Consider the following 26625-nt stretch of genomic DNA (forward strand, 5'->3'; position numbering starts at 1 on the left):
TGATGGATCCAGCCTCGCGACGCGCGCCCTCACCGTCAGGGGTGGAGCGTCCCGTCCGGTGGTGGTGCCTGCACCACTGCGCCGGACCCGCGGGTTCGGGCAGACTGACGCCGTGAGCCGGCTCGAGGGTGACCCCATCCACGACGGCGAGGGACCTGCCGGTCGCTGGGCCGTCACCGGGTACGCGGCCCTGCACGGGTTGCTGTTCGTCCCCGTCCTGCTCGTCCTCGTGCTGGTCCTGGTCGGATCGATCCTGACGGTCGTGTGGGTCGGCATCCTGCTGTTGGTCGGCCTCCTGCCCGTGGTCCGGACCCTGACCGGCGTGCACCGGAACCTGGCCGGGCGCATCCTCGGGACTCACGTGCCCGCGCCCTACCTCCCGTCCACCGGCGCCCCCTTCGCCGACCTGCGCATCGCCCTGGGCGACTCCATGACGTGGCGCGACCTGCTCTGGCTGCTCTGGGGCGCGACGCTGGGCTTCGTGGCCTCGCTGCTGGCGGTGTTGCTCCTCCTCGGGGTGGTGACCCTGCCCGTGTGGTGGTTCGGCGTCGTCCCCCTCATGCGAGGGCGCGCGACCGTGGACCGGGCGATCCTCACCATCGGCCGCACCGAGCGGCTCGAGCAGCGGGTGCAGGCCCTCGCGAGGTCACGCGCCATGGTCGTCGACCACTCCGCCAACGAGCTGCGCCGGATCGAGCGGGACCTGCACGACGGGCCGCAGGCGCGCCTGGCCTCCGTCTCGCTCAGCCTCGGCCTGGCCGACGACCTCTTCGACACCGATCCCGAGGTCGCCCGCCGACTCGTCGGCGAGGCACGCAGCGCATCGTCCACCGCGATCGGGGAACTGCGCGACATCGTGCGGGGCATCCACCCGCCCGTGCTCGCCGACCGAGGCCTCGCCGGAGCCGTCTCGGCCCTCGCGCTCGACATGGCCGTCCCGGTCGACCTCGACCTCGACCTGCCGGACCGGCTGCCGGCACCGATCGAGTCGGCGGTCTACTTCGCGGTGGCCGAGTGCCTGGCCAACACCGCCAAGCACGCCGCGGCCCCGCGGTCGTGGATCAGCCTGCGTCACGACGGCGTTCTCCTGCGCGGTCTCGTCGGCGACGACGGACGCGGAGGCGCTCACCCCGACGAGGGCACCGGGCTGCGTGGCGTCGTCGCCCGGCTCGCCGCCTTCGACGGCATCGTGTCGATCTCGAGCCCGGTCGGCGGGCCCACAGTCGTGAGTTGGGAGGTCCCGTGCGCATCGTCCTCGCCGAGGATCACGCTCTCCTGAGGGCTGGTCTCACCCAGCTGCTCGAGATCAAGGGCTTCGAGGTGATCGCCGCGGTCGACAGCTTCAGTGCGCTGGAGCGGGCCCTCGACGACCCCTCGGCGCAGGCTGCCGTCGTCGACGTCCGGATGCCGCCCACGTTCACCGACGAGGGACTTCGCGCCGCGATCGCCGCGCGCGAGCGGCGCCCCGGCTTCCCCGTCCTGGTGCTGTCGCAGTACGTCGAGCAGCTGTACGCCCGCGAGCTCCTCGCGAGCGGCGAGGGCGCCGTGGGCTACCTGCTCAAGGACCGCGTCTCGGACGTCGCCGAGTTCGTCGACGCACTGCACCGTGTCGTCGACGGCGGCACCGTCCTCGACCCGTCCGTGGTCGCGGCCGTCCTCGATCGCCGGCGCGACACCCCCGTCGACCGACTCACCGAGCGCGAGCGCCAGGTGCTGGCCCTGATGGCCGAAGGCCGGGCCAACGCCGGCATCGCGCGGGCGCTGGTAGTCACCGAGAAGGCCGTCGCGAAGCACATCAACAGCATCTTCACGAAGCTCGACCTGCCCGTCGACACCGACGACCACCGCCGGGTCCGGGCCGTGCTCGAATGGCTGCGCTTCTGACTGACCTGCGGGGCTACCGTGGAGAGGTGGAGTTCGTCGAGACCGCTGGTCTCACCATCGCCTACCACCGTGTCGGCGAGGGGCCTGCCCTGCTCTTCGTCCACGGGGCGGCGGAGGACGGCCGGGTCTGGGCGCCGCAGTTTGCCGGTCTGTCCGACGAGTTCACCGTGATCGCTTGGGACGAGCCTGGAGCCGGACAGTCCTCGGACCTACCCGGCCACGTCGACTTGGCGGACTTCGCCGACGGCCTCGCCGCGGTGATCGGAGCCCTCGACCTCGGCCCGGTCCATCTCGCTGGGCTGTCGTGGGGTGGCACCGTCATGCTCGAGCTCTACCGCCGGCATCCGTCGCTCGTCGCCACCTTGATCTTCATCGACAGCTACGCCGGCTGGAGGGGATCGTTGCCCGTCGAGGAGGTGGACGCGCGGGTGGCCGGCACGCGAAGGATGCTCGCGGACGGGGAGCCGTTCGACCCCACCCTCCCGGGCCTCTTCGCCCACGGTCCGCCCGCGCGATTCGTCTCCCTGCTCGCGGAGATCGCGAGCAGCGTCCGGCCTTCCACGCTCGGCATCGAGCTGGGAATCATGGCCGAGGCCGACCTCAGCAACGTGCTGCCCCGGATCACCGTCCCGACCCTGCTGGTCTGGGGCCGCGAGGACGCACGCTCACCGCTGTTCGTCGCGCGTCAGTTCCACGAGGCGATCGCGGACTCGTCGCTCGTCGTGATCGACGATGCCGGGCACATGAGTCACCTGGAGCGACCCGAGCAGGTGAACGCGGCGATCCGGGAGTTCTGCCGTGCCCATGCGGCTCAGACCCGCGTGACCATCCGCTCGGACTCCTCCCACAGGCGCCGTCCCAGCTCGCCGTCGTGAGCCTCCCGGGCGGACTTCGCGGGCTTCTTCCGCTCGTAGTACTGGCCGCGCTGCCAGTCCGTGCCGGGCGTCGACGTCGCCAGCCAGACGAGCTGCTTCGCACCCCGCTCGGGCGACAGCGTGAGGAGGTTGCTCACCACCGGCGTGTGGTACAGGAAGTTCAGCGGGTCCTTCGTCCCGTGCGCGAAGTTGGAGCCGACCAGGCCCGGATGGAACGCGGCTGCCGAGATCCCCTCGCCGGCGAAGCGGCGGTCCAGCTCACGGGTGAACAGGATGTTCTCCAGCTTGGCGTTGCCGTACGCGACCTGTCCTCCGTCGTGCTTCGTGTTCTGCAGGTCGTCGATGTCGAACCTGCTGAACAGCCTCGCGGCGACCGAGGCGGTCTGGATCACGGTCGCCCGGCTCTCGATCAGCTTCGGCAGGAGCAGCTGTGTGAGCAGGAATCCGGCCAGGTGATTGACCTGGAAGGTCTTCTCGAACCCGTCGACGGTCAGGTTCCGGCTGTCCATCAGGGCGCCGGCGTTGTTCGCCAGCACGTCGATGCGCGGGTAGGCCTCGTCCAGCTCCTGCGCGAGGCGGCGCACCTGAGACAGCTCGGCGTAGTCGGCGAGGTGGAACGGCGCTCCCAGCTCCTGGGCGACGGCGCGCGTCTTCTGCGCGTTCCGGCCCACGACCACGACGCGGGCGCCTCGGGCACTGAGCTCTCGCGCGGCCGCCGCACCGATGCCGTCACTGGCACCCGTGATGACGATCGTCTTCTGGTCCATGCGTGTTCCTCCCGTCGTCCGCGGCTCGACGCGCGGTCACGGAGGACGTACCCGGATCTGCAGGATCGACGCCGGGTCAGGGCCTCAGCGCGTCGCTGAGTGCTGCGAGCGTGTCCTCGACGACGCGGTAGAAAGCCCAGCGGCCGCGCTGCTCGCGGACGACGAGCCCGGCGTCGACCAGCTGCTTCATGTGGTGCGAGACGGTCGGTTGCGAGAGCCCGACCGGCTCGGTGAGGTCGCAGATGCAGGCCTCGCGCTCGGGCTGGGCTGCGATCATCGACAGCAGGCGGACCCGGGTCGGGTCACCCAGCGCCTTGAACATCCGTGCCAGCCGCTCGGCCTCGTCGGCCGCGAGCTCACCGCCGGTGACGGTCGAGCAGCACTCGGTCGTGTCGATCACCGGGAGAGAGGTGCGCGTGGACATGCGATCAGTCTGCCAGACGTATTGACAATCGTCGATAGATAGATGACTCTCGATGCATTGAGATCCGTCGATCAATCCGAGGAGCACGCCATGACCACCACCGAGACGTCGGACACGAACGACCAGCTCATCGAGGAGGTCCGCCATCGCTACGCCCAGGCTGCCAACGCGGTGACCCGAGGCACCACCAACGTCGAGCTGAACGATGAGCTCCAGGTCGTGGACCAGGGGTGCGGGTCGTCGGACTGCTGCGGCGGTGGCGCGACCGTGGACGAGTCCTTCGGCGCGGCGCTGTACGACAGCGACGACCAGGCATCGCTGCCTGCCGAGGCGATCGCCGCCAGCCTCGGCTGCGGCAACCCGACCGCAGTGGCCGACCTGCGTGCCGGCGAGAAGGTCCTCGACCTCGGCTCCGGCGGCGGCATCGACGTGCTGCTGTCCGCGCGACGCGTCGGCGAGACCGGCTTCGCCTACGGGGTCGACATGACCGACGAGATGCTCGAGCTGGCGCGCGCCAACGCCGCCAAGGCCGGTGCCACCAACGTGGAGTTCCTCAAGGGCACGATCGAGGACGTCCCGCTGCCCGACGCCTCCGTCGACGTCGTGATCTCCAACTGCGTCATCAATCTCTCGGTCGACAAGCCCAAGGTGCTGGCCGAGATGTTCCGCGTCCTCTCCCCCGGCGGCCGCATCGGGATCTCCGACGTCGTCGCCGAGGACCACCTGACGGCCGACGACCGCGCGGACCGCGGTTCGTACGTCGGCTGCATCGCCGGTGCCCTCTCGCGCACGGAGTACCTCGAGGGCCTCGCCGGGGCGGGGTTCGTCGACGCCGAGGTCGAGTTCACGCACGAGGCCGCGCCCGGCATGCACGGTGCCATCGTCCGCGCCACGAAGCCGACCGCGTGACGGCGACCGCGGACGGTCACGTCGCCCAGCGACTGTCCACCCTCGACCGGTTCCTGCCCGTCTGGATCGGCGTCGCGATGCTCGTGGGCCTGCTGGCCGGCCGGTGGGTCCCGGGCATCGCGGAGGCGCTCGACGCGATCACGATCGGCTCGGTCTCCGTGCCGATCGCGCTCGGCCTGCTCGTGATGATGTACCCCGTGCTGGCGAAGGTCCGGTACGACGAGGTCGGGCACGTCGCCCGCGACCGCCGGATGATGGTGCTCTCGCTGGTGCTCAACTGGCTCATCGGCCCGGCCCTGATGTTCGCGCTGGCCTGGATCTTCCTGCCCGACCTGCCGGAGTACCGCACCGGTCTCATCATCGTCGGCCTCGCCCGCTGCATCGCGATGGTCATCATCTGGAACGACCTCGCCTGCGGCGATCGCGAGGCGGCCGCCGTGCTGGTCGCGGTCAACTCCGTCTTCCAGGTCGGCGCCTTCGCGGTCCTCGGCTGGTTCTACCTCGACGTCCTGCCCGGCTGGCTCGGCCTGTCCACGACGGGGCTCGACGTGTCCCCCTGGGAGATCGCCCAGAGCGTCATCATCTTCCTGGGCATCCCGCTGGCCGCCGGCTACCTGACCCGCCGCATCGGCGAGGCCCGCCGCGGCCGCGACTGGTACGAGGACCGCTTCCTGCCGCGGCTGGGACCCTGGGCCCTGTACGGGCTGCTCTTCACGATCGTCCTGCTCTTCGCGTTGCAGGGCGAGACGATCACCAACGAGCCGTGGGACGTGGCGCGCATCGCCGTGCCGCTGGTCGTCTACTTCGCCGTGATGTGGGCAGGCTCCCTGCTGCTCGCCCGGAAGGTCGGGCTGGGCTACGCCCGTGCCACGACCGTCGCGTTCACCGCGGCGGGCAACAACTTCGAGCTCGCCATCGCCGTCGCCATCGCCGTCTTCGGCGTGACCAGCGGACAGGCCCTCGCGGGTGTCGTCGGCCCGCTCATCGAGGTGCCCATTCTCGTCGGACTCGTCTACGTGAGCCTGTGGGCCCGCCGCTACTTCCCCGACACCGCAGAAGGAGTCCGCCCATGACCGCAGAGACCAATGAGCGTGTTCCGCAGGTGATCTTCGCCTGCGTCCGCAACGGTGGCCGCTCCGTCGCCGCCCGGCTGCTCACCGAGCACTACGCCGAGGGTCGCGTCGTCGCGCTGTCGGCCGGCACGCAGCCCGGCGAGCACATCCATGCCGAGGTCGCTGCCGTGCTGGAGCAGCTCGGACTCGACACCTCCCGGGAACGACCGAAGCACCTCACCACCGAGATGATCGCCGCCAGCGACCTGGCCATCACGCTGGGCTGCGGCGAGGAGTGCCCCTACGTGCCGGGGGTCCGGTACCGGGACTGGCCGGTCGACGACCCGGGCGGCCAGGACGAGCCCGAGGTGCGACGCATCATCGCCGACCTCGACCAGCGCGTCCGCGACCTGCTGCACGAGCTCGCTCCCGACCTTGAGTTGAGGCCGAGCGTCCTGGCCGGCTGAGTCCGCCCGGCCCCGGCCCATGGCGCTCGAGGGCATGGCGTGCGTAGCGTGCACCCATGCCCATCAAGCTCGAGAACGTCGCCATCGCGGTCCGTGACCTCGACGCGACCATCGCCTTCTTCACCGATCTCGGACTGGAGGTCCTGGGTCGCGACACCGTCAGCGGCGAGTGGACCGACACCGCCGTCGGCCTCGACGGCAACCACGCCAGGATCGCGATGCTCCAGACGCCCGACGGCCATGGACGCCTCGAGCTGTTCGAGTACATCCACCCCGACGCGATCGAGACCGAGCCGACGCAGCCGAACGAGATCGGGATGCACCGTGTCGCCTTCTCGGTCGACGACCTCGACGCGGCGCTCGAGATCGCCGCGCGCCACGGCTGCCATCCCCTGCGCGGCGTGGGCACCTACGAGGACATCTACAGGCTGACGTACGTCCGCGGCCCGAGCGGCATCATCGTCATGCTCGCGCAGGACCTGCGCAACGGCTGAGCGACGAGCGTCATGCCCCGATGCGCCGCAGCGCCCGCTTCGCGTACCGCTTGGCCTTCTTGTTCTTGACGATCTCGTAGTAGCCGTCCTTGGCCTTCTTCGCCGGGCAGACGTTGACGACCGAGTCGTCCCAGCTCGAGTCCCAGTACGGGTCATCGAGTTGCCAGTCCTCCATGCCGTCGTCGCCGTAGTCGTCGAAGAAGCCGAAGGTGCAGTACCCGGTCTTCTCCGGATAGAGATCGTCGAACGTGTCCTCGAGGTCGTCGTAGTCGTCGCGTGTGATGACGTAGAACTTGGTGCCGGCCTTCTTCGGGTGCTTCACCTTGACCACCCGCGTGTTGAGCCCGAGCGCCGACCTCTTGCGGACGACCTTCTTGATCTTCAGCGTCTTCTGGACCTTCTTCATCGTTCCCGACGGACTGGCCTGTGCGGCGGGCGGATGGCCGACCAGGCCCAGCGTCATGACGGCCGCGACGAGGGTGACGAGGATCTTGCGCACTGCTGCTCCGATGTCCGAGACGAGCCTCCGCTCATTCATGCGCGGGGCGTCGCGAGTCTAGCGACGCGCTGGCCTGGCTGTCCGTCATTCCAGCCGATTCCGGGCTCTCTCATCAGCCGGGACCTATGTCGGTGGGGCCCACTACGTTGGTTTCATGACCTCGGAGCTCACAGCCCGCGCGCTCGATGCGGCTCGCCGCGCCCGCGCGCTGGCCGAGTTCGAGGAGTGGAAGCTCATCGCCGCGCACCACCGCCGGCGGGTCGCCGAGATCGACCGTTCCGATCAGATCGTCCTGGGCAAGGAATTGGCTCGTCGCGAGGTCACCCTCGAGATCGCCCAGGCACTCCACGTCACCGAGCATCGCGTCTGGGCGATCGTGTCCGAGGCCGAGATCCTGCGCGAGCGCACCCCCGCCGTCTGGGCGGCTTTCCGCACCGGCGACCTCGACGCCGCCCGCGCCACGGCCATCGCCGACACGGCCGAGCGTCTCGTCCAGCCCGAGAGCTGGAAGAAGCTTGAAGGGGCCGCGGTCGCGTACGCGGTCACCCACACCGTCAACGAGCTGAGGTGCTGGCTACGTCGCTTCCGTGCGCGGACCGAGCCCGAGCAGACCGCGATCGAGACGGCCCAGGCGGTCGAGAAGCGGCACGTGTCCGTCACCCACAACGGCGACGGCACCAGCTGGCTCAACGCGCTGCTGCCCACCGGGGTGGCCATCGCCGCGGGCGAGCGCCTCCGCCGGGCCGCGAAGGACCTGCCCGCCATCGACCCCGAGAGCGGCGAGAAGGACCGCCGCACCCGCGACCAGAAGCAGGCCGACCTGCTCGCGCACTGGCTCACGTCCTGCACCGGCACCGCCACCGACATCCGCGCCGAGATCGCCATCAGCATCGCGGCCACCGACCTGATCGGCCTCACCGAAGGGCCGGGAGTGACCCGCGCCGGCGAGCCGCTCGACCAGGCGTGGGTCCGCGAACTCGCCGCCGGTGAGCACACGATCTTCCGAAGGCTGGTGCTCGACCCACTCGGCCGAGTCCTCGACACGAAGATCATCGGCTACCGGCCCACCGAGGCACTACGCAGAGCACTCCACTGGAGGGACGGCACCTGCAGGGTCATGGGCTGCCTCGCCCCCGTGCGCGAAACCGACCTCGACCATGCGATCGACTACGACTCAGGCGGAGAGACGTCGGCCCGGAATCTCAGATGCCTGTGCCGCAAGCACCACAACATGAAGTCCCACGGTCACCTCGGCGACCGCTATCTCGGCGAGCCCGCGACCTACGGGGCCTCCACCCCGTGAGACCGCAGGCCGTACGTCAGCGCGTCCACGAGGGCCTCGAACGACGCCTCGATCATGTTCGGTCCGACGCCGACGGTCACCCACGAGCTCTTGCCGTCGGTGGTCTCGATCAGCACGCGCGTCACGGCGTCCGTGCCGTGCCCCTGGTCGAGGATGCGCACGCGGAAGTCGATCAGGTGGAACTGCGCGACGTCCGGGTAGATCCTCTCGATCGCCTCACGCAGGGCATGGTCGAGCGCGTTGACCGGCCCGTTGCCCTCTCCCACCACCGCGGTGCGACGCCCACCGGCGACGACCTTCACGATCGCCTCGGCACCGTCGTCCCGGGCGGAGCCGGCGATGACGCGCCACGACTCGACGTCGAAGTACTCGGGACGCCTGCCGGTCACGGCCTCGGTCAGCAGCAGCTCGAACGACGCGTCGGCCGCCTCGAACGTGTAGCCCTCCTGCTCCATCCGCTTCACACGCTCGGTGATCGTCGTCAGCAGCTCGTTGTCGCCCGAGAGGTCGAAGCCCAGCTCGCGACCCTTCAGCTCGATCGTCGCGCGGCCCGCCATCTCCGAGACCAGCAGGCGCATGTCGTTGCCGACCAGCGCGGGGTCCATGTGCTGGTAGAGGTCGGGATCGACCCGGATCGCACTGGCGTGCAGGCCCGCCTTGTGGGCGAACGCCGAGACGCCCGTGTACGGCTGGCGCGCGACCGGCGGATAGTTGGTGATCTCGCTGATCGCGTGCGAGATGCGGGTGGCATCGCCCAGCGCACCGTCGGGCATGACGTCCATGCCCAGCTTGAACTCGAGGTTCGCGACGCTCGTGACCAGGTCGGCGTTGCCCGTCCGCTCGCCGTAGCCGTTGATGCAGCCCTGCAGGTGCGTCGCTCCGGCACGGACGGCCTCGATGGAGTTCGCCACGGCGCAACCCGTGTCGTTGTGCGCATGGATGCCCAGCCGGGCGCCCGTCGAGGCCAGCACGTCGGCCACGATCTCGCCCACCTGGTGCGGCAGCATGCCGCCGTTCGTGTCGCACAGGACCGCGACCTCGGCGCCGGCCTCGGTCGCGACCCGCACGACCTCCAGCGCGTAGTCGCGGTTGTCGAGGTACCCGTTGAAGAAGTGCTCGCAGTCCAGGAAGACGCGCTGGCCCTCGGCGCGCAGGTGGCTGACGGTGTCGCGCACCATCGCCAGGTTCTCGTCCAGCGTCGTGCGCAGGGCCTTCAGCACGTGCTGGTCGTGGCTCTTGGCCACGACGGTCGCCACCGAGGCGCCCGAGTCGCGCAGGGCGGCCACCAGGGCGTCGTCCGCGGCGACCGAGCCGGCACGGCGCGTCGAGCCGAAGGCCGCCAGCGTCGCGTGCCTGAGGTCCAGCTCCTTGGCCGCGAGCGCGAAGAACTCGGTGTCCTTCGGGTTCGAGCCGGGCCAACCGCCCTCGATGTAGCCGACGCCGAGCTCGTCCAGGTGCTGGGCGATCGCCAGCTTGTCCTGCACCGAGAGGTTGAGCCCCTCCTGCTGGGCGCCGTCGCGCATCGTCGTGTCGTAGACGTGGAAGTCCGTGGGTTCGTGCTTCCCGAAGCTCGTGCTCATGATCGTCCTGTGTGTGTCGTGCCCGTGGTCATTCATGAAAAAAGCCCCCCGGGTACGGGAGGCGGCGCGTCTGACGAATGGTCCAGACGCGCTGTCAAATGATGATCACGAAGGTGGTCATGCTCACAGGGTACACCGCCCCTCGGGCGCCCTCACACGCCTCCGGACCGGTCGGCGGGCTTGGGTCCGAGGTGGGCCAGCGTCTCGGGGCGCAGGATGCGCTCCAGCTCGTCCGGGGGCAGCAGACCGCGCTCCAGCACGATCTCGGCGACGCCGCGGCCCGTCAGCAGCGCCTCCTGGGCCAGCTCGGTCGCGATCTGGTAGCCGACGTACGGGTTGAGTGCGGTGACCAGGCCGATGGAGTTCGCCACCTCGGCCGCGAGGCGCTCGCTGTTGGCCGTGATGCCCTTGACGCAGTACTCCGTCAGCGACTCGATCGAGGTCCGCAGCCGGTACAGCCCCGCGGACAGCGAGTAGCAGATGACCGGCTCGAACGCGTTCAGCTGCAGCTGCCCCGCCTCGGCCGCCATGGACACCGTCACGTCGTGCCCGATGATCTGGAACGCCACCTGGTTCACGACCTCGGGGATCACCGGGTTCACCTTGCCCGGCATGATGCTCGACCCCGCCTGGCGCGGGGGCAGGTTGATCTCGCCCAGGCCGGCGCGCGGGCCCGACGACAGCAGCCGCAGGTCGTTGCAGATCTTCGACAGCTTCACCGCGACCCGCTTCAGCACGCCCGACATCTGCACGAACGAGCCGCAGTCCTGCGTCGCCTCGATCAGGTCGATGGCCGTGCGCAGCGGCAGCCCGGTGATGCGCGACAGGTGCTCGCGTGCCAGCGGCACGTACCCGTTTGGGGCGTTCAGCTGGGTGCCGATCGCCGTCGCCCCGAGGTTGATCTCGTGCAGCAACAGGACGGCCTCTCGCAGCCTCGCACGGTCCTCGGCGATCATCAGCGCGTAGGTGTTGAACTCCTGGCCCAGCGTCATCGGGACGGCGTCCTGCAGCTGCGTGCGGCCCATCTTCAGGACGCTGTGGAACTCGACGGCCTTCTCGGCGAAGGCCTCCTCGAGCTTCTCCATCGCCGCGCCCAGGTCGTGCGTCGCGTTGATCACCGCGATCTTCACCGCGGTCGGGTAGACGTCGTTCGTCGACTGGCTGAGGTTGACGTGCTCGTTCGGGTGCAGGAACTCGTACTCGCCCAGCTCGTGGCCGAGGATCTCCAGCGCGCGGTTCGCGATGACCTCGTTGGCGTTCATGTTGGTCGAGGTCCCGGCACCGCCCTGGATCACGTCGACCACGAACTGGTCGTGCAGCTTGCCCGCGCGGATCTCGCGGCACGCCTTGATGATCGCGGCGTGCCGCACGTCGTCGAGCAGCCCGAGGTCGTGGTTGGCATCGGCCGCCGCCTCCTTCACCGCGGCCAGCGCCTCGGGCAGGTACGGGCTGATCGCGATGGGAACACCGGTGATCGGGAAGTTCTCCAACGCTCGCAGCGTGTGCACGCCCCAGTAGACGTCGGCAGGCACCTCGCGGTCGCCGAGGAGGTCGTGCTCGATCCGGACGGACGTCTTTCCCGAGGTCATGGGCCCCATGTAACCACTCGCGGGGCCCAACTGCCGGTCAGCGCAGCTCTGCTCCGAGTGTCGCGGCCGCGGACACGATCTGCTCACGGGCCGCCTTGATCTCGGCGTCCTTGAGCGTGTGGTCCTGGGCCCGCAGGCGCACCTTGAAGGCCAGGGACTTGCGACCCTCGCCGACCTGGTCGCCCGTGTAGACGTCGAACAGGCGCGCCGACTCGAGCAGGTCGCTGGCCGCCTCGATGACGGACTGCAGGTCGCCCGCGGCCAGCCCCTCGTCCACGATGAACGCGAAATCCTCCTTCGCGACCGGGAAGGCCGAGAAGTCGGGCTTCGGCCCGATCGCGGGCGCGGCCGCGATGAGGGCGTCGAGGTCCAGCTCGCCGGCGGCCACCCGACCGGGCAGACCGTAGGCCTCCGCGACCTTGGGGTGCAGCTCGCCGACGTGTCCCACGACCTGCTCCCCCACGCGCAGCTGGGCGCAGCGGCCGGGGTGGAAGGGCGCGATCGCGTCAGCGAAGACCTCGAGGTCCACGTGCAGGGTCTCGGCGACCCGACGCGCGATCCCCAACGCATCCGTCCACGCGACGGGGCGGCCGGCACCGGTCCATCCCGAGCGCGCCCGCTCGCCCACCAGGACGAAGCCGACGTGGCGCGGCTGGTCGGGCAGGGCCGCGTCCAGCGCGGCCAGCTCGTCGGCGGTCGGACGACGGTCGACCCCGAGGATAGGAGCCGTCGGATTGCCCGGCTTCGGTGCGAAGACCCGGCCGATCTCGTTGATCTGGACCGAGTCGTGCCCGCGGCCCACGTTGAGCGAGGCGGCGCGCAGCAGCCCGACGAGCAGCGTCGGCGTCAGGGCCGGCTCCTCGGCGGACAGCGGGTTGGCCAGCCGGACGAGGTTGCGGCGCTCGTCGTCCTGCGGCAGGCCGAGCTTGTCGAGGTCGGCGGTACCGACGAACGGCAGGGTCGTGACCTCGACGAGGCCCGCTCCGGCCAGCACGTGGCCGATACGGCGGCGCAGCTCCTGCTCGCGGGTGAGCCCGCGGCCACCCGTGGGCGTCGGCAGCACCGAGGGCACGTTCTCGTAGCCCGCGGACCGCAGCGCCTCCTCCACGAAGTCGTACGGGTCGTTGAGGTCGAAGCGCCACGACGGCGGCGTCACGGTGAACGTGCCGTCCACGAGGTCGACCGTGCAGCCGTTGCGCTCGTAGGTCTCTCGCGCCTGCTCCGCCGAGATCTCGACACCGCTGATGCGGGCCGGGAGGTCGGCCGGGAACGACACGGGCGTCCGCTGGGGAGCCGTGCCCACGACGGTGGCGCCGGGTGCCAGCGTGCCGCCGGCCAGCTCGACGAGCAGCTCGGCGACGCGGGCGGCCGCGCGCAGCGGCAGCTCGGGATCGACGCCGCGCTCGAAGCGCTTGGCCGCCTCGGTGGGCAGCTTGTGGCGCTTCTGCGAGCGGAAGATCGTGACCGGGTCGAAGTGCGCGGCCTCGATCACGACGTCGGTGCTTGAGCCGTCGATCTCGACGCGGTCCCCGCCCATGACGCCCGCGATGCCGATCGGGCCCGCGTCGTCGGTGATCAGCAGGTCCGCGGCGTTCAGCGTTCGGGTGACGTCGTCGAGCGTGACGATCTGCTCGCCCTCGGTCGCCCGGCGCACGACGATATCGCCGCTCAGCTTGGCGCGGTCGTAGCAGTGGTTCGGCTGGCCCAGCTCGAGCATCACGTAGTTGCTGATGTCGACCGTGAGCGAGATCGGGCGCATGCCGGCGTCCGTGATGCGCTTCGCCATCCACGCCGGCGTGGTGGCGGCGGGGTCGATCCCCGTCACGACCAGCGTCGCGAACACGGGGCAGCCCTCGGGATCGTCCACCCGCACGGGGTACGCGGAGTCATCGGTCGCCGGGACCTCACGGTCGGCCGGGTCCCGGAACGGGACGCCGAACGCCAGCGCGGCGTCACGCGCGACACCGCGCAGGCTCAGGGCGTAGGCGCGGTCGGGGTTGACCTCGAGATCGAGCGTCTGGTCGCCCAGGCCCAGCACCGCGACCGCGTCGTCGCCGGGCTGCGCACCCGTCGCCGGGTCCAGCACGAGGATGCCGCTGGCGGTGGTCTCGTCGTCGGGCATGCCGAGCTCGCTCGTCGAGCAGATCATGCCGTCCGAGACGTGCCCGTAGGTCTTGCGCGAGCCGATCTCGAAGTTCAGTGCGGGCAGGAACGTGCCCGGCAGCGAGACGACCACGAGGTCGCCGACGCGGAAGTTGTGCGCGCCGCAGACGATGCCGCGCGAGGGCACGTCCTCACCCGGGGCATCCGGCACGGACGGATCGTTCTGGGCACCGACGTCGACGCGGCACCAGTTGATCGTCTTGCCGTTCTTCTGCTCCTCCGGCGAGATCGCCAGGACGCGGCCGACCGTCAGCGGGCCGGTGATGCCGCCACCGATGATCTCCTCGAGCTTGAGGTCGTACATCGTGAGGCGCTCGGCCAGCTGCTCGGTGGTGACGCCGTCCGGCAACTCGACGAGCGACCGCAGCCATTCGATGGGAACACGCATGTCAGAGACCAACTCCGAAGGGCTCGGTGAAACGGACGTCGCCGTCCCACAGGTCGCGCAGGTCCGCGATGTCGTAACGGCTGGTGATCGTGCGGTCCAGGCCCATGCCGAACGCGAAGCCGGAGTACTCGTCCGGGTCCACGCCGCACGCCACCAGGACGCGCGGGTTGACGACGCCGCAGCCACCCCACTCGACCCAGCCCTCGCCGCCGCACGTGCGGCACGAGGCGACCTCGGCCGGGTCGTTGTGGCAGACGTAGCAGAGCAGGTCGACCTCGGCGCTCGGCTCGGTGAACGGGAAGTACGACGGACGGAAGCGTGTCGTGATCTCGGTGCCGTAGATGGCCCGCGCGAAGTGGTCGAGCGTGCCCTTGAGGTGCGCCATCGACAGGCCCTTGTCGATCGCCAGGCCCTCGACCTGGTGGAAGACGGGCATGTGCGTCGCGTCGGCCTCGTCGGTGCGGTAGACGCGTCCGGGGCAGACGATGTAGATCGGCGGCTCGTTGGTGAGCATGGTGCGCGCCTGGACGGGCGAGGTGTGCGTGCGCAGCACCATCGCGGCCGACTCGGGGTCGAGCCAGAACGTGTCCTGCATCGTGCGCGCGGGGTGGTCCGGGCCCAGGTTCAGGGCATCGAAGTTGAGCCACTCCGCCTCGACCTCGGGGCCCTCGGCGACCTCCCAGCCCATCGCGACGAAGATGTCGGCGACGTGCTCCTGGATCGTGGTGATCGGATGGCGGGCACCCAGGGGCTCGACCTCGGTCGGCAGCGTGACGTCGACGGCCTCGGCGGCGAGGCGGTGCTCGAACTCCACGGCCTCGACCTCGGCCGTCCGGGCGGCGAGGGCCTGGTTGACCGCGCCACGGGCCTGGCCCACGCGCTGGCCGGCGTCCTTGCGGGCGGCCGGCGGCAGCGCGCCGATCTCGCGGTTGGCCAGCGCCAGCGGGGAGCGATCACCCGCGTGGTCGATGCGGACCTGCTTGATCGCATCGAGGGAATCGGCGGCGGCGATGGCCTCGAGGGCCTCGTCGCGCATGCGGGCGACCTCGTCGGCACGCAAGGGCGTGACCTCGACCGGGTCGTAGTCGGAATTGGGCGCAGACACGCCTTGAAGTCTATCGGCGCGTCAGGAGGTCATCGTGTCCGGCTCGTTGACCGGCAGCCACACGCCGATCGACGCTCCCCCGCCCTCGGCGTCGTCGATCGTGATCGTGCCGCCGTGCTGGTCGACGACCCCCCGGACGATGAACATGCCTAGGCCGCTGCCCGCCCCGGGACCCGACCGCCAGAAGCGGCTGAAGATCCGCATCCGCGACTCGGGCGCGATGCCCGGGCCGTTGTCGATGACGCGCACGGAGACGCCGGCCGCGCCGTCACGATCCTCGGGACCCACGACGATCTCGCGCAGGCCCTCGCCGTGACGCATGGCGTTCTCGAGCAGGTTGGTGAACACCTGCGTGATCCGGTCGGCGTCGCCCCACACGATCGGGACCTCGGCCGTGACCCGCGGCAACGGCGGCTCGTCGGCGGTCGAGAAGACCGAGGCGAGCACGCGCTCGGTGAGCTCATCGAGCCGCACGGGCTCGGTCCGCAGCGACAACCGCCCTGCGTCGATCCGCGCCGCGTCGAGCAGCTCGGTGATGAGCCGGCTCAGGCGGTCGGCGTCGGCGTCGATGGTCTGCAGCATGAAGACGCGCTGGTCCTCGGTGAACGCGTCCCACCGGCTCAGCAGCGTGGCACTGAAGCCTTTGATGCCCGTGAGCGGCGAGCGCAGCTCGTGCGCGACGGTGGCGACCATGTCGGACTTCTCGCGGTCGCGCTGCAGGCGCACGCGAGCGTTGCGGATGCTCACGATGACCTTCATGACCTTGCCGGCCGGCTGGTCGCGCACGAGCGATGCGGTGATCAGGTACTCACTGCCGCGCGGGGAGTACCACGAGGACTCGCTGATGCGGGTGCGGATGTTGAGTCCGTCGTACGGGTGCACGCAGTCGAACCAGCTGTTGCCGCCGAGGTCGTCGAACGGCAGCGTGTCGTTGAGGTGCATGCCGAGCAGCTCGTCGCCCTCGGCGCGAGCCCAGTACTTGATCCAGCGGTTGACGTACGTCACGCGCCCGTCGGCATCCGCCACGACGATGCCGTCGGGAAAGTGGTCGAAGGGCACGAGCCCGAGCCTAGCCCTGCTCGCGGGCCGACGTGTAGAGACAGACCGCCGCCGCCGTCGCGAGGTTGAGGCTCTCGGCGCGGCCCAGGATCGGCACGTGCACGGCTCGGTCCGCCGCGGCGACCAGGGAGTCGGGCAGGCCGTGCGCCTCGTTGCCCATGAGCCAGGCGGTGGGTGCGACGAGGTCGAGGTCGTCGTCGAACAGCCCGGTCTCACCGGCGCCGTCGGCGGCCAGCACCTGCATCCCGCGCGACTGCAGCTCGGCGATGACGGACTCGACGTCGTCCTCGACCGCGATCGGCAGGTGGAACAGCGAGCCGGCCGTGGCCCGCACGACCTTGGGGTTCAGGGGATCGACGCTCTCGCCGGCGACCACGACGGCGGCGGCACCGGCGGCGTCCGCACAGCGGATGACGGCGCCGAGATTGCCGGGATCGCGGATCTCGGCGCACACCACGACGAGGCGGGCGTCGGCCGGCACGTCGGTCAGGGTGCCGAGCACCGAGTGGCACCGCGCGACGAGGCCCTGCGGGGTCACCGAGTCGGCGATCGCCTCGACGACGTCGTCGGTGACGACGTGCCAGGTCTCGGCCTGCGCCTCGAGCTCGGGGTACCGCTCCGTCGCCTCGACGGTGGCGAAGACCTCGATGACGACGTCGCGCTCGGCAAGCGCCTCACGGACCGCCTGGGGTCCCTCGGCGACGAACTCGCCGGTCTTGACCCGGAACGCACGCGTGGCGAGCCGCCGCACGATCTTGACACGTCCGGAACGGACGGTGAGATCGCCGGGGCTCGCCACGAGTGGGGTTGAGCTGGTGCTCAGACGGCCTGGTCGGCCTTGGGCGCGTTGACGTCCTCGGGGAGGTTCGCCTTGGCGAGGTCCACGAGAGCGGTGAACGCGGCCGGGTCGTTGACGGCGAGATCGGCGAGGATCTTGCGGTCGACCTCGACCTCGGCGGCCTTGAGGCCCTGGATGAAGCGGTTGTACGTCATGCCCTGCGCGCGGACCGCAGCGTTGATGCGCTGGATCCAGAGGCGACGGAAGTCGCCCTTCTTGGTCTTGCGGTCGTTGTAGCTGTAGACCAGCGAGTGGGTGACCTGCTCCTTGGCCTTGCGGTACAGGCGCGAGCGCTGGCCACGGTAGCCGGAGGCGCGCTCGAGGATCTCGCGGCGCTTCTTCTGGGCGTTCACTGAACGCTTGACGCGTGCCACAGTCTTACTCCTTCAAGTTCTTCAAAAAACGGGGGGTGGGGCGCTCAGAGACCGAGCAGCTTCTTGACCTGCTTGGTGTCGGCCTTCGACACCTCGGTCGTGCCGTCGAGACGGCGCTTCCGGGTCGAGGACTTGACCTCGAGCAGGTGGCGGCGGTTGGTCTGCTCGCGGCGGAGCTTGCCCTTGCCGGTGATCTTGATGCGCTTCTTCATCCCCGAGTGGGGCTTGAACTTCGGCACGGTTATGCCTCCATGTCTGGGTCGAGGTTCTCGGAGCGACGGCGCGGCTTCTTCGCTGTCGCGGTCTTGTGGTGTTCTTCGCGATGCGCCTTCTCGGCCTCGGCCTCGGCTTCGCGCTCAGCCTCGCGGGCGGCGGTGGTCACGGCCTTCTCGGCCTTGACCTCGGCCTGCGCCTCGGACTTCTTCTTGTGAGGAGCGAGCACCATCGTCATGTTGCGACCGTCCTGGCGGGCGTTCGACTCGATGAAGCCGAGATCCTCGACATCGGCGGCCAGCTTCTGCAGCAGGCGGTACCCCAGCTCGGGGCGGTGCTGCTCGCGGCCGCGGAACATGATCGTGATCTTGACCTTGTCGCCCGCCTTCAGGAAGCGCACGACGTGACCCTTCTTGGTGTCGTAGTCGTGGCCGTCGATCTTCGGGCGGAGCTTCATCTCCTTGATGATCGTGTTCGTCTGGTTGCGTCGAGATTCGCGGGCCTTCTGGGCAGCCTCGTACTTGAACTTGCCGAAGTCCATGAGACGGCAGACGGGCGGGCGTGCCTGAGGAGCGACCTCGACGAGATCGAGGTCGGCCTCGGCGGCCAGACGCAGGGCATCTTCGATGCGAACGATGCCGACCTGTTCACCGCTGGGTCCGACGAGTCGGACCTCCGGGACGCGAATGCGCTCGTTGACGCGCAGATCTGTGCTGATGGATCCTCCTGAGATCGGTGGTGGAGGACACGAAAAAGGTGGCCTCCGTCGAAGCGAAAGCCACCCGTGCACACATCGCGACGCCGACGGCATCGCGTGCCGGGAACGAGTCCCAGCAGGTGACCCCCGGATCCAAGAACCCGGCAGGTGGGAGTGACCTCCACTTCGATCAACCATGCTAACAGCCAGATCCTTCCCGAGGGAAATCGGGGCGCCGGTACGCTGGCGCGCATGCAAAGTGAGCTCTTCGCCCAGGCCAACCTTGAGAAGCAGACCACCGAGCGGTTCGTCGTGCAGAATCCCCAGATGCTGCGGGTGTCCCTCGGCTCCGACGTGCTCGCGGTCAAGGGCGCGATGGTCGCCTACCAAGGTGCGGTGACCTTCAACCACGAGAGCGCCGGCTCCATGGGACGCCTGCTGAAGAAGGCCGTCAGCGGAGACGACGTGCCGCTCATGCGCGTCGCGGGCCAGGGCGAGGTGTTCTTCGCCGACACGGCCGGGTTCGTGTTCCTGGTCCACCTCGACGGCGACTCGCTCAGCGTCAGCGGTCACAACCTGCTCGCCTTCGACGCGTCCCTGAACTGGGACATCAAGCGGCTCAAGGGCGCGAACATGATGGCCGGCGGCCTGTTCAACATGGAGCTCTCGGGCACCGGCACGGTCGCGCTCCACGCCGTGGGACAGCCGGTCGTGCTCGACTGCTCGCAGCAGCCCACCCACGTCGACGTCAACGCTGCCGTCGCGTGGTCGTCGGCGCTCCAGCCCCAGGTCGTGAACTCGATGAACATGAAGTCGATGCTGCGCGGCGGATCGGGCGAGGCGTTCCAGTACCGGTACCACGGCCAGGGTTTCGTCGTCGTGCAGCCGAGCGAGTGGGACAGCGGCGTCAGCGGCTCGTCCGGCGGGTCCTCCGGCGGCGGGGGCATCCTCGGCGACCTGTTCAACTAACCCGCCCACTTGTAACTATCAGTTGCGGAGAGGCCGGCGGTGGGGACAGCGGCGGTCCGGTGTACACCAACGTTTCAGGCGGCGTGCAGGCGCGTGGAGTGATCCTCGGTGGCTTCAATGCCACAGCTATCGCGTGCGGTTCAAAGAACCCGGACGTCAACACGACGTGCTTCCGGGACATCGCCTATGCTCCGATCAGCGTCGTCCTCAACTCTTGGGGTTACTCGCTGGAGTTGGGATAGGCATGATCGAGCCACGCAAGGATCGCCGCTCAAGAGCATGGCTGCTCGTCACCGCTTCCGTCGCAACAGCCGTCGTGGCGGCCATCAGTGCAGCCCACGCGGCGGACCGGCCTCCGCGGCCCCCCGATCACTCGGTCGAACTCACCACCAGCCCACCCACCACCGCCGAGGCATCCGCCTCCGCCTCCGCCGAGGCGCTCTCTTCGGTCGCCGATCAGGTCGCAGCCTTGAGCGATGAGGACTTCGCTGGGCTCGTCACCGACGAGGCACAGGGACGCATCGCCTCCTACTGGGTCAACGACGCGCCGCAGGCTGTGCACGACCTGGCCGCGGCGACACCACACGGGGTCCGCCTCGACGTCCTGACCGGCGCCTCCTACAGCCGCTCGGACCTGAAAGCGGCCGGGGACCGCATCATGCGCGATCCGATCTGGCGCGCCATCGACCTGTCCTCGGTCGCTGTGAATCCCGATGGGTCCGGCCTCAAAGTGAATCTGGTCGGCGCCCTGCCTTCGGCGAGTCAGCGTGCCGCGGTCGCCGATGCGGCTCGAATGCCCGCCTCAGCACTGGAGTTCCGTCCCGATGAGGGCTCCATCGTCCAGTTGCCGGCCAAGATCGTCGCTCCGGACTGACTCCTTTGGTCAATCGGGACGAAATTCGACCGTAACCTACACCGCGCAGACTGACCGCATGATGTGGCGAGTGCGGACGACGTTGGAGGACCGGCCCGGGATCCTGGCCGAGATCGCCCTGGCGTGCGGCAAGGCGGGGCTCAACATCGAGAGCATGCAGGTGTTCCCCGGCGACCCGGCGGTCGTCGACGAGTTCGTCGTCACCGCGCCGGACGGGTTCACCGACCTCCAACTGGCCGAGGTGTTCGACGACGCCGGCGGCACCGGTGTCGCCGTCACCCGCACCGACCCGCGCGAGGTCGTCGACGAGCCGACGAAGTGGCTCGACGGCGTGCACGAGGTGCTCGAAGGATGCCGCGACGTCGACGAGGTGCTGCGCGAGCTGTTGAGCACCACTCCCCCGGACGTCGCGGACTACTCGGGTCACGACGTGCTCGACCTGCAGCGTCGCAACGGCTCCAGCCTGCGGATCAGCCGGGCCGTCCCGTTCACACCCGTCGAGAAGGCTCGCGCCCAGGCACTGCTGTCGCTCGTGAGCGACGCCGGCGCAGACGTGCCGCCCGTGCAGCCCGCGGCGCTGCACCCGCTCCCCCTCGTCCGCCGGGCCACGCTGGCCGACATCGACTCCGTGGCGGCACTGCACCAGCGCTGCAGCGCCGAGACGCTCTACCACCGCTACCAGGTGCCGCTGCGCATGCCGATGACGACGCGGCTGGTCAGGCGCCTCGTGATGCCCGAGTCCGGCGTCGCCGTCGTGGTGCAGTCCGGCCTCGACGTCGTCGGCCACGGCGTCATCGAGCGAGACGACGGCAACTGGTACTTCCACGTGCTGGTGGAGGACGCGTGGCAGGGTCGTGGCGTCGGGTCGCTGCTGGTGCGCCAGGGCGCGGGGCGCGCCAAGGCCCTCGGCGCAGAGCGGCTGACGTTCGTCACGGCCGGCTCCAACGACAAGCTGCTGCGAACGGTCGGCAGCGCCGGTTTCGCCGCCCGCGTGGAGCGCCACGACGGCAACATCCACATCACCGTGCCGCTGGCGACGATGGCACCGATCGAGGACTGAGTCAGGCCGGCTCGACCCAGGCGGTGCCGCCGGGGGTGCGCACCAGGACGTGCTCGGCCGCCACGTGCTCGAGGTCGTCGGTCTCGACCACGTGGAACGTGGCCTGCCCGACGTCCAGCAACAGCGCCGTCGCGCCGTCGGCGATCGCCGCGCGAGCGGCGTCGCGGCCGTACACGGGCACGGGACGCGACGTGGGGTTCCAGCGGCTCATCGTCTCGACCGAGCTGAACGCCAGCAGTGCCGTGCGCCCGTCGGCACCGGTCATCAGGACCGCCGCCATGTCGGAGTTCTTGTCGCTGCCGTCGGTCGCGCGCTCGCCCAGCACCGCCACCACGGGCACGAACACGCGCGCCGAGCCGATCGTCGCCAGCATCGTGGCATCGTCGGACAGGTCGAGCTTCGGGTCCGGCAGCCCGTCGTCGTCGGGGAACGCGGGCTCGGCCAGCGAGCGGCCCTCGCCGTGCGTCATCGCAGGTGCCCCACGAGCCAGCCCACGGCGCTGCGGGCCGAGTCGCCCTCGCTGCCCTGGATGGCGAACAGGATGAAGCGCCGCTCGTCACGCGTGACCATGGTCGGCCACGGGGCGCCGGGGCGCATCGAGATCATCGCGACCTCGTCCCACCCGAACCGGCGGCGGCGGAAGGCGTTGACGATCACGATCCCGTCCTCGTCGGCGGTGACCTTGCTCAGGCTGCAGGCCAGCGCGAGCACCGCCACGACGCCGATGAGCGCCCACAGCGTCGCCGCCTGCGCCGTCGAGAACCGGTAGTCCTGCGGCAACCGCGCGCCGATCGCCACGATCAGCACGACGAGGACGACGACCACGGCCCACATCACGGCGATGACGCCGGTGGGACGGAACGTGCGGCTGGTCGAGGTCACGGCACTCAGATCCGGCACGACAGGATGTCGGTCACCAGGATGCCGCGGCCGCCGAGCGCGTACAGGTCGTCCATGATCCGCTGGGTGGCACGCGCCGGGACCATCGCCCGGACCGCGACCCACCCTTCGCGATGAAGCGGGGACACCGTCGGCGACTCGATGCCGGGGGTCAGCTGGACGGCCTTCTCGACGTTCTCGACGCGGATGTCGTAGTCCATCATCACGTAGGTGCGCGCGACGATGACGCTCTCGAGCCGGCGCTGGAAGATGTCCAGGCCCGCGGGACGCTCGGCGCCCGCGCGGGTGATCAGCAGCGCCTCGGAGTTCAGGATCGCGTCACCGAAGACCTCGAGACCGGCCTGGCGCAGCGTCGTGCCCGTCTCGACCACGTCCGCGATGGCATCGGCGACACCGAGCCGGATCGAGGTCTCGACGGCACCGTCGAGGCGGACGACCTGCGCGCTGATGCCGAGCTTCTCGAGGTGGGCGCGGACGATGCCCGGGTACGACGTGGCGATCCGGCGGCCCTCCAGCTCGGACTCCGACGTCATCGCACCCTGGGGAGCCGCGAAGCGGAACGTGGAGCCGGCGAAGCCGAGCTCGATGACCTCGTCGGCCTTGGCCTCGGAGTCGAGCAGCAGGTCGCGGCCGGTGATGCCGGCGTCGAGCGTGCCCTCACCGACGTAGATCGCGATGTCGCGCGGGCGCAGGTAGAAGAACTCGACGTCGTTGTCGGCGTCGACGCTGACGAGGTCCTTGGCGTGGCGGCGCTGGCGGTAGCCGGCCTCCGCCAGCATCTCGGCAGCGGCTTCGGAGAGGGCCCCCTTGTTGGGGACGGCGACCTTGAGCATGTGGTTCCTAGAGGTGGGAGTAGACGTCGTCGAGGGAGATGCCAGCGGCGATCATCATCACCTGCGCGTGGTACAGCAGCTGGCTGATCTCCTCGGCCGCACGCGCAGGTCCCTCATGCTCGGCGGCCATCCAGGACTCGGCGGCCTCCTCGACGAGCTTCTTGCCGATCGCGTGGACGCCCGCGTCGAGCTCGGCGACCGTGCGCGAGCCCTCGGGGCGGGAGGCGGCCTTCTCGGACAGTTCCGCGAACAGGCCTTCGAACGTCTTCATCGGGTCGATCCTATCGGCGGGTGCTGAGGTCACGGACGGTCACCCACGTCGCGAGCGCGGCCTCGGCCGCCTCCCGGCCCTTGTCCTCGCGCGAACCGGGCAGTCCGGCACGGTCGAGGGCCTGCTCGTCGTCGTCGCAGGTGAGCAGACCGAAGCCGACGGGGACGCCCGTGTCGAGCGCGACGCGGGCCAGGCCGTCGGTCGCCGCGGCGGAGACGTACTCGAAGTGCGGCGTGCCACCGCGGATGATGACGCCCAGGGCCACCACGACGTCGTAGCCGGCCCGGGCGCACGCCTGCGCGACGAGCGGCAGCTCGAACGACCCGGCTGCCCGGATGAGGGTCGGGTCGGTCACGCCGGCCGCCTCGAGGGTGCGCTCGGCACCGGCGATCAGTCCGTCCATCACCTCGGTGTGCCAGCTGGACGCGACGATCGCGACCTTCGCGCCCGCCGCGTCGACGCTCAGCTCGGGGGCTCCGTGTCCGGCCATGTCAGATCTCCTCGTCCAGCGCCAGCTCGGGCAGGTCGTGGCCCATGCGGGCCGCCTTCGTCTGCAGGTAGCGCAGGTTGTCCGGGGTGGGCGCGATGATCACGGGCAGGCGCTCGGCGACCTTCACGCCGTACTGCTCCAGCTGGGTCGACTTGTCGGGGTTGTTCGTCAGCAGCCGCACCGACGTGACGCCCAGGTCGCGCAGGATCTGCGCCCCGGCGGCGTAGTCCCGCTCGTCCTCGCCGAAGCCCAGCGAGATGTTGGCGTCGACGGTGTCCTGGCCCTGGTCCTGCAGCTCGTACGCCTGCAGCTTGTGCAGCAGGCCGATGCCGCGGCCCTCGTGGCCGCGCAGGTAGACCACGACGCCGGCCCCCTCGGCGACGACCGAGGCCATCGCGGACTCCAATTGGGGTCCGCAGTCGCAGCGGCGCGACCCGAACACGTCGCCCGTGAGGCACTCGGAGTGCAGGCGCACCATCACGTCCTCGGTGCCGGGCTCGCCGTGGACGAACGCGATGTGCTCGGCCCCGTCGATCCGGTCCCGGTAGCCGAGCGCGCGGAACTCGCCGAACTCGGTGGGCATGCGCGTCTCGGCGAGGCGCTCGACCTGGTTCTCGTGCAGGCGCAGGTGAACCTGCAGGTCCTCGATCGAGACGAGCGCGAGGTCGTGCTCGTCGGCGAACTCGCGCAGGCCGGGGGCGCGCTTGAGCGTGCCGTCGTCGTTCATGACCTCGCCGATGACGCCGGCGGGCGTGAGTCCGGCCAGGCGGGCGAAGTCGACCGCCGCCTCGGTGTGACCGGGACGCTCGAGGACGCCACCGGGCTTCGCGCGCAGCGGCACGATGTGGCCCGGCTGGGTGATCTCGAAGGGCTCGGTCGCGGAGTCCGCGAGAACGCGGCACGTGCGCGCCCGGTCGGACGCCGAGATGCCGGTCGTGACGCCGTCGCGGGCATCGATCGACACGGTGTACGCCGTGCGCAGCCGGTCTCGGTTGTGCGGGGTCATCAGCGGGATCGCCAGGCGGTCGAGGATCTCGCCCGTGACGGGCGCGCAGATCAAGCCGCTGGAGTAACGCACGAGGAACGCCATCAGCGCGGGCGTCGCCTTCGACGCGGCGAAGATGATGTCGCCCTCGTTCTCGCGGCCCTCGTCGTCGACGACCACGATCGCCTTGCCCTCGCGGATGTCGTTGATCGCTCGCTCGATGCTGTCGAGGCGAACCCCGGAATACTGCTCGGTGGTCATGAGTGAGCTCCCTTCTCGAGCAGGCGCTCGACGTACTTGGCGATGACGTCGACCTCGAGGTTGACGCGGTCGCCGGGTTGACGGTTGCCGAGCACGGTGTCGGCCAAGGTGGTGGGGATCAGCGAGACGCTGAACCAGTCGTCGGCGGCCTCGACGACCGTCAGCGACGTGCCGTCGACGGTGATCGAGCCCTTGTCGACGAGGTAGCGGCTGAGGTCCTCGGGCAGGCTGAACCGGACGACCTCCCAGTGCTCACTGGGCGTGCGGTCGATGACGGTGGCGGTGCCGTCGACGTGGCCCTGGACGATGTGGCCGCCCATCCGGGCCCCGGCCGCCATCGCACGCTCCAGGTTGACCTCGTCGCCGGGGACCAGGTCGCCCAGCCCCGTGCGGACGAGCGACTCGCGCATGACGTCGGCGCTGAACGTGTCCTCGGTCGGGTCGATGACGGTCAGGCAGCAGCCGTTGACCGCGATCGAGTCGCCGTGCCCGGCGTCCGACGTGACGAGCGGTCCGCGGACCGTGATCCGTACGGAGTCGCCGAGGTCCTCGAGCGCCGTGACGACGCCCTTCTCCTCCACCAGTCCGGTGAACATCAGTCCATGTCCTCTCTGGGCATGCGGCCGGGGGTCCCGATGATGCGGATGTCGGGCCCGACCATCGTGAGGTCGGTGATCTCGATGGGCCGGATGTCGGCCAGGGTCGTGGCCTCGCCCTCGAGCGCGGCGCGGCCGGAGCCGAGCATCGCCGGCGCGAGGTAGCCGATGACACGGTCGATCAATCCCTCACCCCAGAACGCTCCGGCGAGCCGGGGACCGCCCTCGAGCCACACGTGGTGGATCCCGTCGGCCGCCAGCTGGGCCAGCACCTCGTGCGGGTCGCGGGACTGGATCTGGCGGGTGGGCGCGACGCGGTCGAAGACGCGGTAGTACGCGGGGATCTTGGACTCGCCGACGACGACGCGCAGCGGCTGGCGGTCGTACGGCAGCGGCAGGTCGGCGTCGTCGCGGACGGTCAGGCGCGGGTCGTCGGCCAGGACCGAGTAGGTGCCGGCCATGATCGCGTCGCACTCGGCCCGGAACGACTGCACGTCGCGTCGGGCTGTCTCGCTGGTGATCCACTTGCTCGAGCCGTCGGGTGCGGCGCTCAGCCCGTCGAGGGTGGCGGCGTACTTCCACGTCACGAACGGGCGCCCGTGCAGGTGCCGGTGCGCCCAGAACCGGACCAGGTCGTCGGTCTCGTCGGCCAGCCCCGCGCCTTCGACGTCGAGGCCGGCCGCGACGAGCGCCGCCGCTCCCCCGG

General features: G+C 70.0%; 31 protein-coding genes. 11 read left to right on the forward strand and 20 right to left on the reverse strand.

The features are described 5' to 3' along the window. Positions 1–112: 112 nt before the first annotated feature. From RT323_RS07255 to RT323_RS07265, 3 genes are read left to right on the forward strand one after another with little or no spacing between them, the layout of a single operon-like run. Positions 113–1279 (forward strand): sensor domain-containing protein, encoded by a 1167-nt coding sequence (locus tag RT323_RS07255; protein ID WP_313406453.1) that lies wholly within the window; start codon positions 113–115, stop codon positions 1277–1279. Next, positions 1243–1884 (forward strand): response regulator transcription factor, encoded by a 642-nt coding sequence (locus RT323_RS07260; protein WP_313406454.1) that lies wholly within the window; start codon positions 1243–1245, stop codon positions 1882–1884. Before RT323_RS07255 ends, RT323_RS07260 begins: the two co-directional genes overlap by 37 nt. Before the next feature lie 26 nt (positions 1885–1910). Beyond that, entirely contained in the window at positions 1911–2759 is an 849-nt protein-coding gene (locus tag RT323_RS07265; RefSeq protein ID WP_313406456.1) for an alpha/beta hydrolase, read from the forward strand. On the opposite strand, the gene RT323_RS07270 is transcribed toward RT323_RS07265, so the two are convergent. Together RT323_RS07270 and RT323_RS07275 are read right to left on the reverse strand one after the other, a co-directional pair. Then, on the reverse strand, positions 2696–3526 hold the full coding sequence (locus tag RT323_RS07270; protein ID WP_313406458.1) for an SDR family NAD(P)-dependent oxidoreductase: 831 nt from the start codon (positions 3524–3526) through the stop codon (positions 2696–2698). The two genes, RT323_RS07265 and RT323_RS07270, sit on opposite strands and share 64 nt — an antisense overlap. Before the next feature lie 76 nt (positions 3527–3602). Beyond that, entirely contained in the window at positions 3603–3950 is a 348-nt protein-coding gene (locus RT323_RS07275; protein WP_313406461.1) for a metalloregulator ArsR/SmtB family transcription factor, read from the reverse strand. A gap of 90 nt (positions 3951–4040) precedes the next feature. Here RT323_RS07275 and arsM point away from each other — a divergent pair, with 90 nt between their 5' ends. Genes arsM through RT323_RS07295 form a run of 4 tightly spaced genes read left to right on the forward strand, consistent with a single transcriptional unit; the run spans position 4041 to position 6872 of the window. Continuing rightward, positions 4041–4859, forward strand: coding sequence for an arsenite methyltransferase (gene arsM, locus RT323_RS07280; RefSeq protein WP_313406464.1), 819 nt, complete (start codon positions 4041–4043; stop codon positions 4857–4859). Next, on the forward strand, positions 4856–5932 hold the full coding sequence (gene arsB, locus RT323_RS07285; RefSeq protein WP_313406467.1) for an ACR3 family arsenite efflux transporter: 1077 nt from the start codon (positions 4856–4858) through the stop codon (positions 5930–5932). The genes arsM and arsB overlap by 4 nt, the downstream gene beginning before the upstream one ends. Next, on the forward strand, positions 5929–6378 hold the full coding sequence (locus RT323_RS07290; protein WP_313406469.1) for a heat-shock protein HtpX: 450 nt from the start codon (positions 5929–5931) through the stop codon (positions 6376–6378). Before arsB ends, RT323_RS07290 begins: the two co-directional genes overlap by 4 nt. Before the next feature lie 56 nt (positions 6379–6434). Further along, positions 6435–6872: a VOC family protein gene (locus tag RT323_RS07295; protein ID WP_313406472.1), complete on the forward strand. Its 438-nt coding sequence runs from the start codon at positions 6435–6437 to the stop codon at positions 6870–6872. A 10-nt stretch (positions 6873–6882) separates the two neighbouring features. Here the strand turns inward: RT323_RS07295 and RT323_RS07300 are convergent, their stop codons facing one another. Further along, complete coding sequence (locus RT323_RS07300) at positions 6883–7410, reverse strand: hypothetical protein (protein ID WP_313406475.1); 528 nt, start codon at positions 7408–7410, stop codon at positions 6883–6885. Positions 7411–7525: 115 nt separating this feature from the next. Here RT323_RS07300 and RT323_RS07305 point away from each other — a divergent pair, with 115 nt between their 5' ends. Continuing rightward, complete coding sequence (locus RT323_RS07305) at positions 7526–8674, forward strand: DUF222 domain-containing protein (RefSeq protein WP_313406478.1); 1149 nt, start codon at positions 7526–7528, stop codon at positions 8672–8674. On the opposite strand, the gene cimA is transcribed toward RT323_RS07305, so the two are convergent. The 9 genes from cimA to infC all read right to left on the reverse strand — a co-directional run bounded on the left by cimA (position 8653) and on the right by infC (position 18878). Beyond that, positions 8653–10254: a citramalate synthase gene (gene cimA, locus RT323_RS07310; RefSeq protein WP_313406480.1), complete on the reverse strand. Its 1602-nt coding sequence runs from the start codon at positions 10252–10254 to the stop codon at positions 8653–8655. The two genes, RT323_RS07305 and cimA, sit on opposite strands and share 22 nt — an antisense overlap. A gap of 152 nt (positions 10255–10406) precedes the next feature. Beyond that, positions 10407–11843 (reverse strand): aspartate ammonia-lyase, encoded by a 1437-nt coding sequence (locus RT323_RS07315; protein ID WP_313406482.1) that lies wholly within the window; start codon positions 11841–11843, stop codon positions 10407–10409. A 37-nt stretch (positions 11844–11880) separates the two neighbouring features. Then, entirely contained in the window at positions 11881–14394 is a 2514-nt protein-coding gene (pheT, locus tag RT323_RS07320) for a phenylalanine--tRNA ligase subunit beta (protein ID WP_313406485.1), read from the reverse strand. A 1-nt stretch (position 14395) separates the two neighbouring features. Then, a complete protein-coding gene (gene pheS, locus RT323_RS07325) occupies positions 14396–15499 on the reverse strand; it encodes a phenylalanine--tRNA ligase subunit alpha (RefSeq protein WP_313406486.1) in 1104 nt (367 codons plus the stop codon). 21 nt (positions 15500–15520) lie between these two features. Next, positions 15521–16558 (reverse strand): ATP-binding protein, encoded by a 1038-nt coding sequence (locus RT323_RS07330; protein WP_313406488.1) that lies wholly within the window; start codon positions 16556–16558, stop codon positions 15521–15523. 10 nt (positions 16559–16568) lie between these two features. After that, positions 16569–17357, reverse strand: a complete 789-nt coding sequence (locus RT323_RS07335; RefSeq protein ID WP_313406490.1) for an RNA methyltransferase — start codon at positions 17355–17357, stop codon at positions 16569–16571. A gap of 20 nt (positions 17358–17377) precedes the next feature. Next, on the reverse strand, positions 17378–17770 hold the full coding sequence (rplT, locus tag RT323_RS07340) for a 50S ribosomal protein L20 (RefSeq protein WP_313406492.1): 393 nt from the start codon (positions 17768–17770) through the stop codon (positions 17378–17380). Positions 17771–17814: 44 nt separating this feature from the next. Next, positions 17815–18009, reverse strand: coding sequence for a 50S ribosomal protein L35 (gene rpmI / locus RT323_RS07345; protein ID WP_313406495.1), 195 nt, complete (start codon positions 18007–18009; stop codon positions 17815–17817). Between the two features lie 2 nt (positions 18010–18011). Further along, entirely contained in the window at positions 18012–18878 is an 867-nt protein-coding gene (gene infC / locus RT323_RS07350; protein WP_313406528.1) for a translation initiation factor IF-3, read from the reverse strand. A 54-nt stretch (positions 18879–18932) separates the two neighbouring features. On the opposite strand from infC, the gene RT323_RS07355 reads away from it, so the two are divergent. From RT323_RS07355 to RT323_RS07365, 3 genes are all read left to right on the forward strand, one after another. Continuing rightward, positions 18933–19649, forward strand: coding sequence for an AIM24 family protein (locus tag RT323_RS07355; RefSeq protein WP_313406498.1), 717 nt, complete (start codon positions 18933–18935; stop codon positions 19647–19649). Between the two features lie 244 nt (positions 19650–19893). Then, positions 19894–20523, forward strand: coding sequence for a hypothetical protein (locus tag RT323_RS07360; protein WP_313406500.1), 630 nt, complete (start codon positions 19894–19896; stop codon positions 20521–20523). A 58-nt stretch (positions 20524–20581) separates the two neighbouring features. Continuing rightward, positions 20582–21583 (forward strand): GNAT family N-acetyltransferase, encoded by a 1002-nt coding sequence (locus tag RT323_RS07365; RefSeq protein WP_313406503.1) that lies wholly within the window; start codon positions 20582–20584, stop codon positions 21581–21583. Position 21584: 1 nt separating this feature from the next. Here RT323_RS07365 and RT323_RS07370 read toward each other — a convergent pair whose 3' ends face one another. From RT323_RS07370 to RT323_RS07405, 8 genes are all read right to left on the reverse strand, one after another. Further along, a complete protein-coding gene (locus RT323_RS07370; RefSeq protein WP_313406506.1) occupies positions 21585–22052 on the reverse strand; it encodes an SseB family protein in 468 nt (155 codons plus the stop codon). Beyond that, positions 22049–22465 (reverse strand): PH domain-containing protein, encoded by a 417-nt coding sequence (locus RT323_RS07375; RefSeq protein ID WP_313406508.1) that lies wholly within the window; start codon positions 22463–22465, stop codon positions 22049–22051. Before RT323_RS07375 ends, RT323_RS07370 begins: the two co-directional genes overlap by 4 nt. Positions 22466–22470: 5 nt before the next feature. Continuing rightward, positions 22471–23316: an ATP phosphoribosyltransferase gene (gene hisG / locus RT323_RS07380; protein WP_313406511.1), complete on the reverse strand. Its 846-nt coding sequence runs from the start codon at positions 23314–23316 to the stop codon at positions 22471–22473. Between the two features lie 7 nt (positions 23317–23323). Continuing rightward, complete coding sequence (locus RT323_RS07385) at positions 23324–23587, reverse strand: phosphoribosyl-ATP diphosphatase (protein ID WP_313406514.1); 264 nt, start codon at positions 23585–23587, stop codon at positions 23324–23326. A 10-nt stretch (positions 23588–23597) separates the two neighbouring features. Continuing rightward, complete coding sequence (ribH, locus tag RT323_RS07390) at positions 23598–24077, reverse strand: 6,7-dimethyl-8-ribityllumazine synthase (protein WP_313406517.1); 480 nt, start codon at positions 24075–24077, stop codon at positions 23598–23600. Between the two features lies 1 nt (position 24078). Further along, on the reverse strand, positions 24079–25323 hold the full coding sequence (locus RT323_RS07395) for a bifunctional 3,4-dihydroxy-2-butanone-4-phosphate synthase/GTP cyclohydrolase II (protein WP_313406520.1): 1245 nt from the start codon (positions 25321–25323) through the stop codon (positions 24079–24081). Continuing rightward, positions 25320–25919, reverse strand: a complete 600-nt coding sequence (locus RT323_RS07400; RefSeq protein ID WP_313406523.1) for a riboflavin synthase — start codon at positions 25917–25919, stop codon at positions 25320–25322. The genes RT323_RS07395 and RT323_RS07400 overlap by 4 nt, the downstream gene beginning before the upstream one ends. Then, a partial coding sequence (locus RT323_RS07405) for a RibD family protein (protein ID WP_313406526.1) occupies positions 25919–26625 on the reverse strand: 707 nt, incomplete at its 5' end. The genes RT323_RS07405 and RT323_RS07400, both read right to left, overlap by 1 nt.

The organism is Aeromicrobium sp. (assembly GCF_032084975.1).
Taxonomy (GTDB): domain Bacteria; phylum Actinomycetota; class Actinomycetes; order Propionibacteriales; family Nocardioidaceae; genus Aeromicrobium.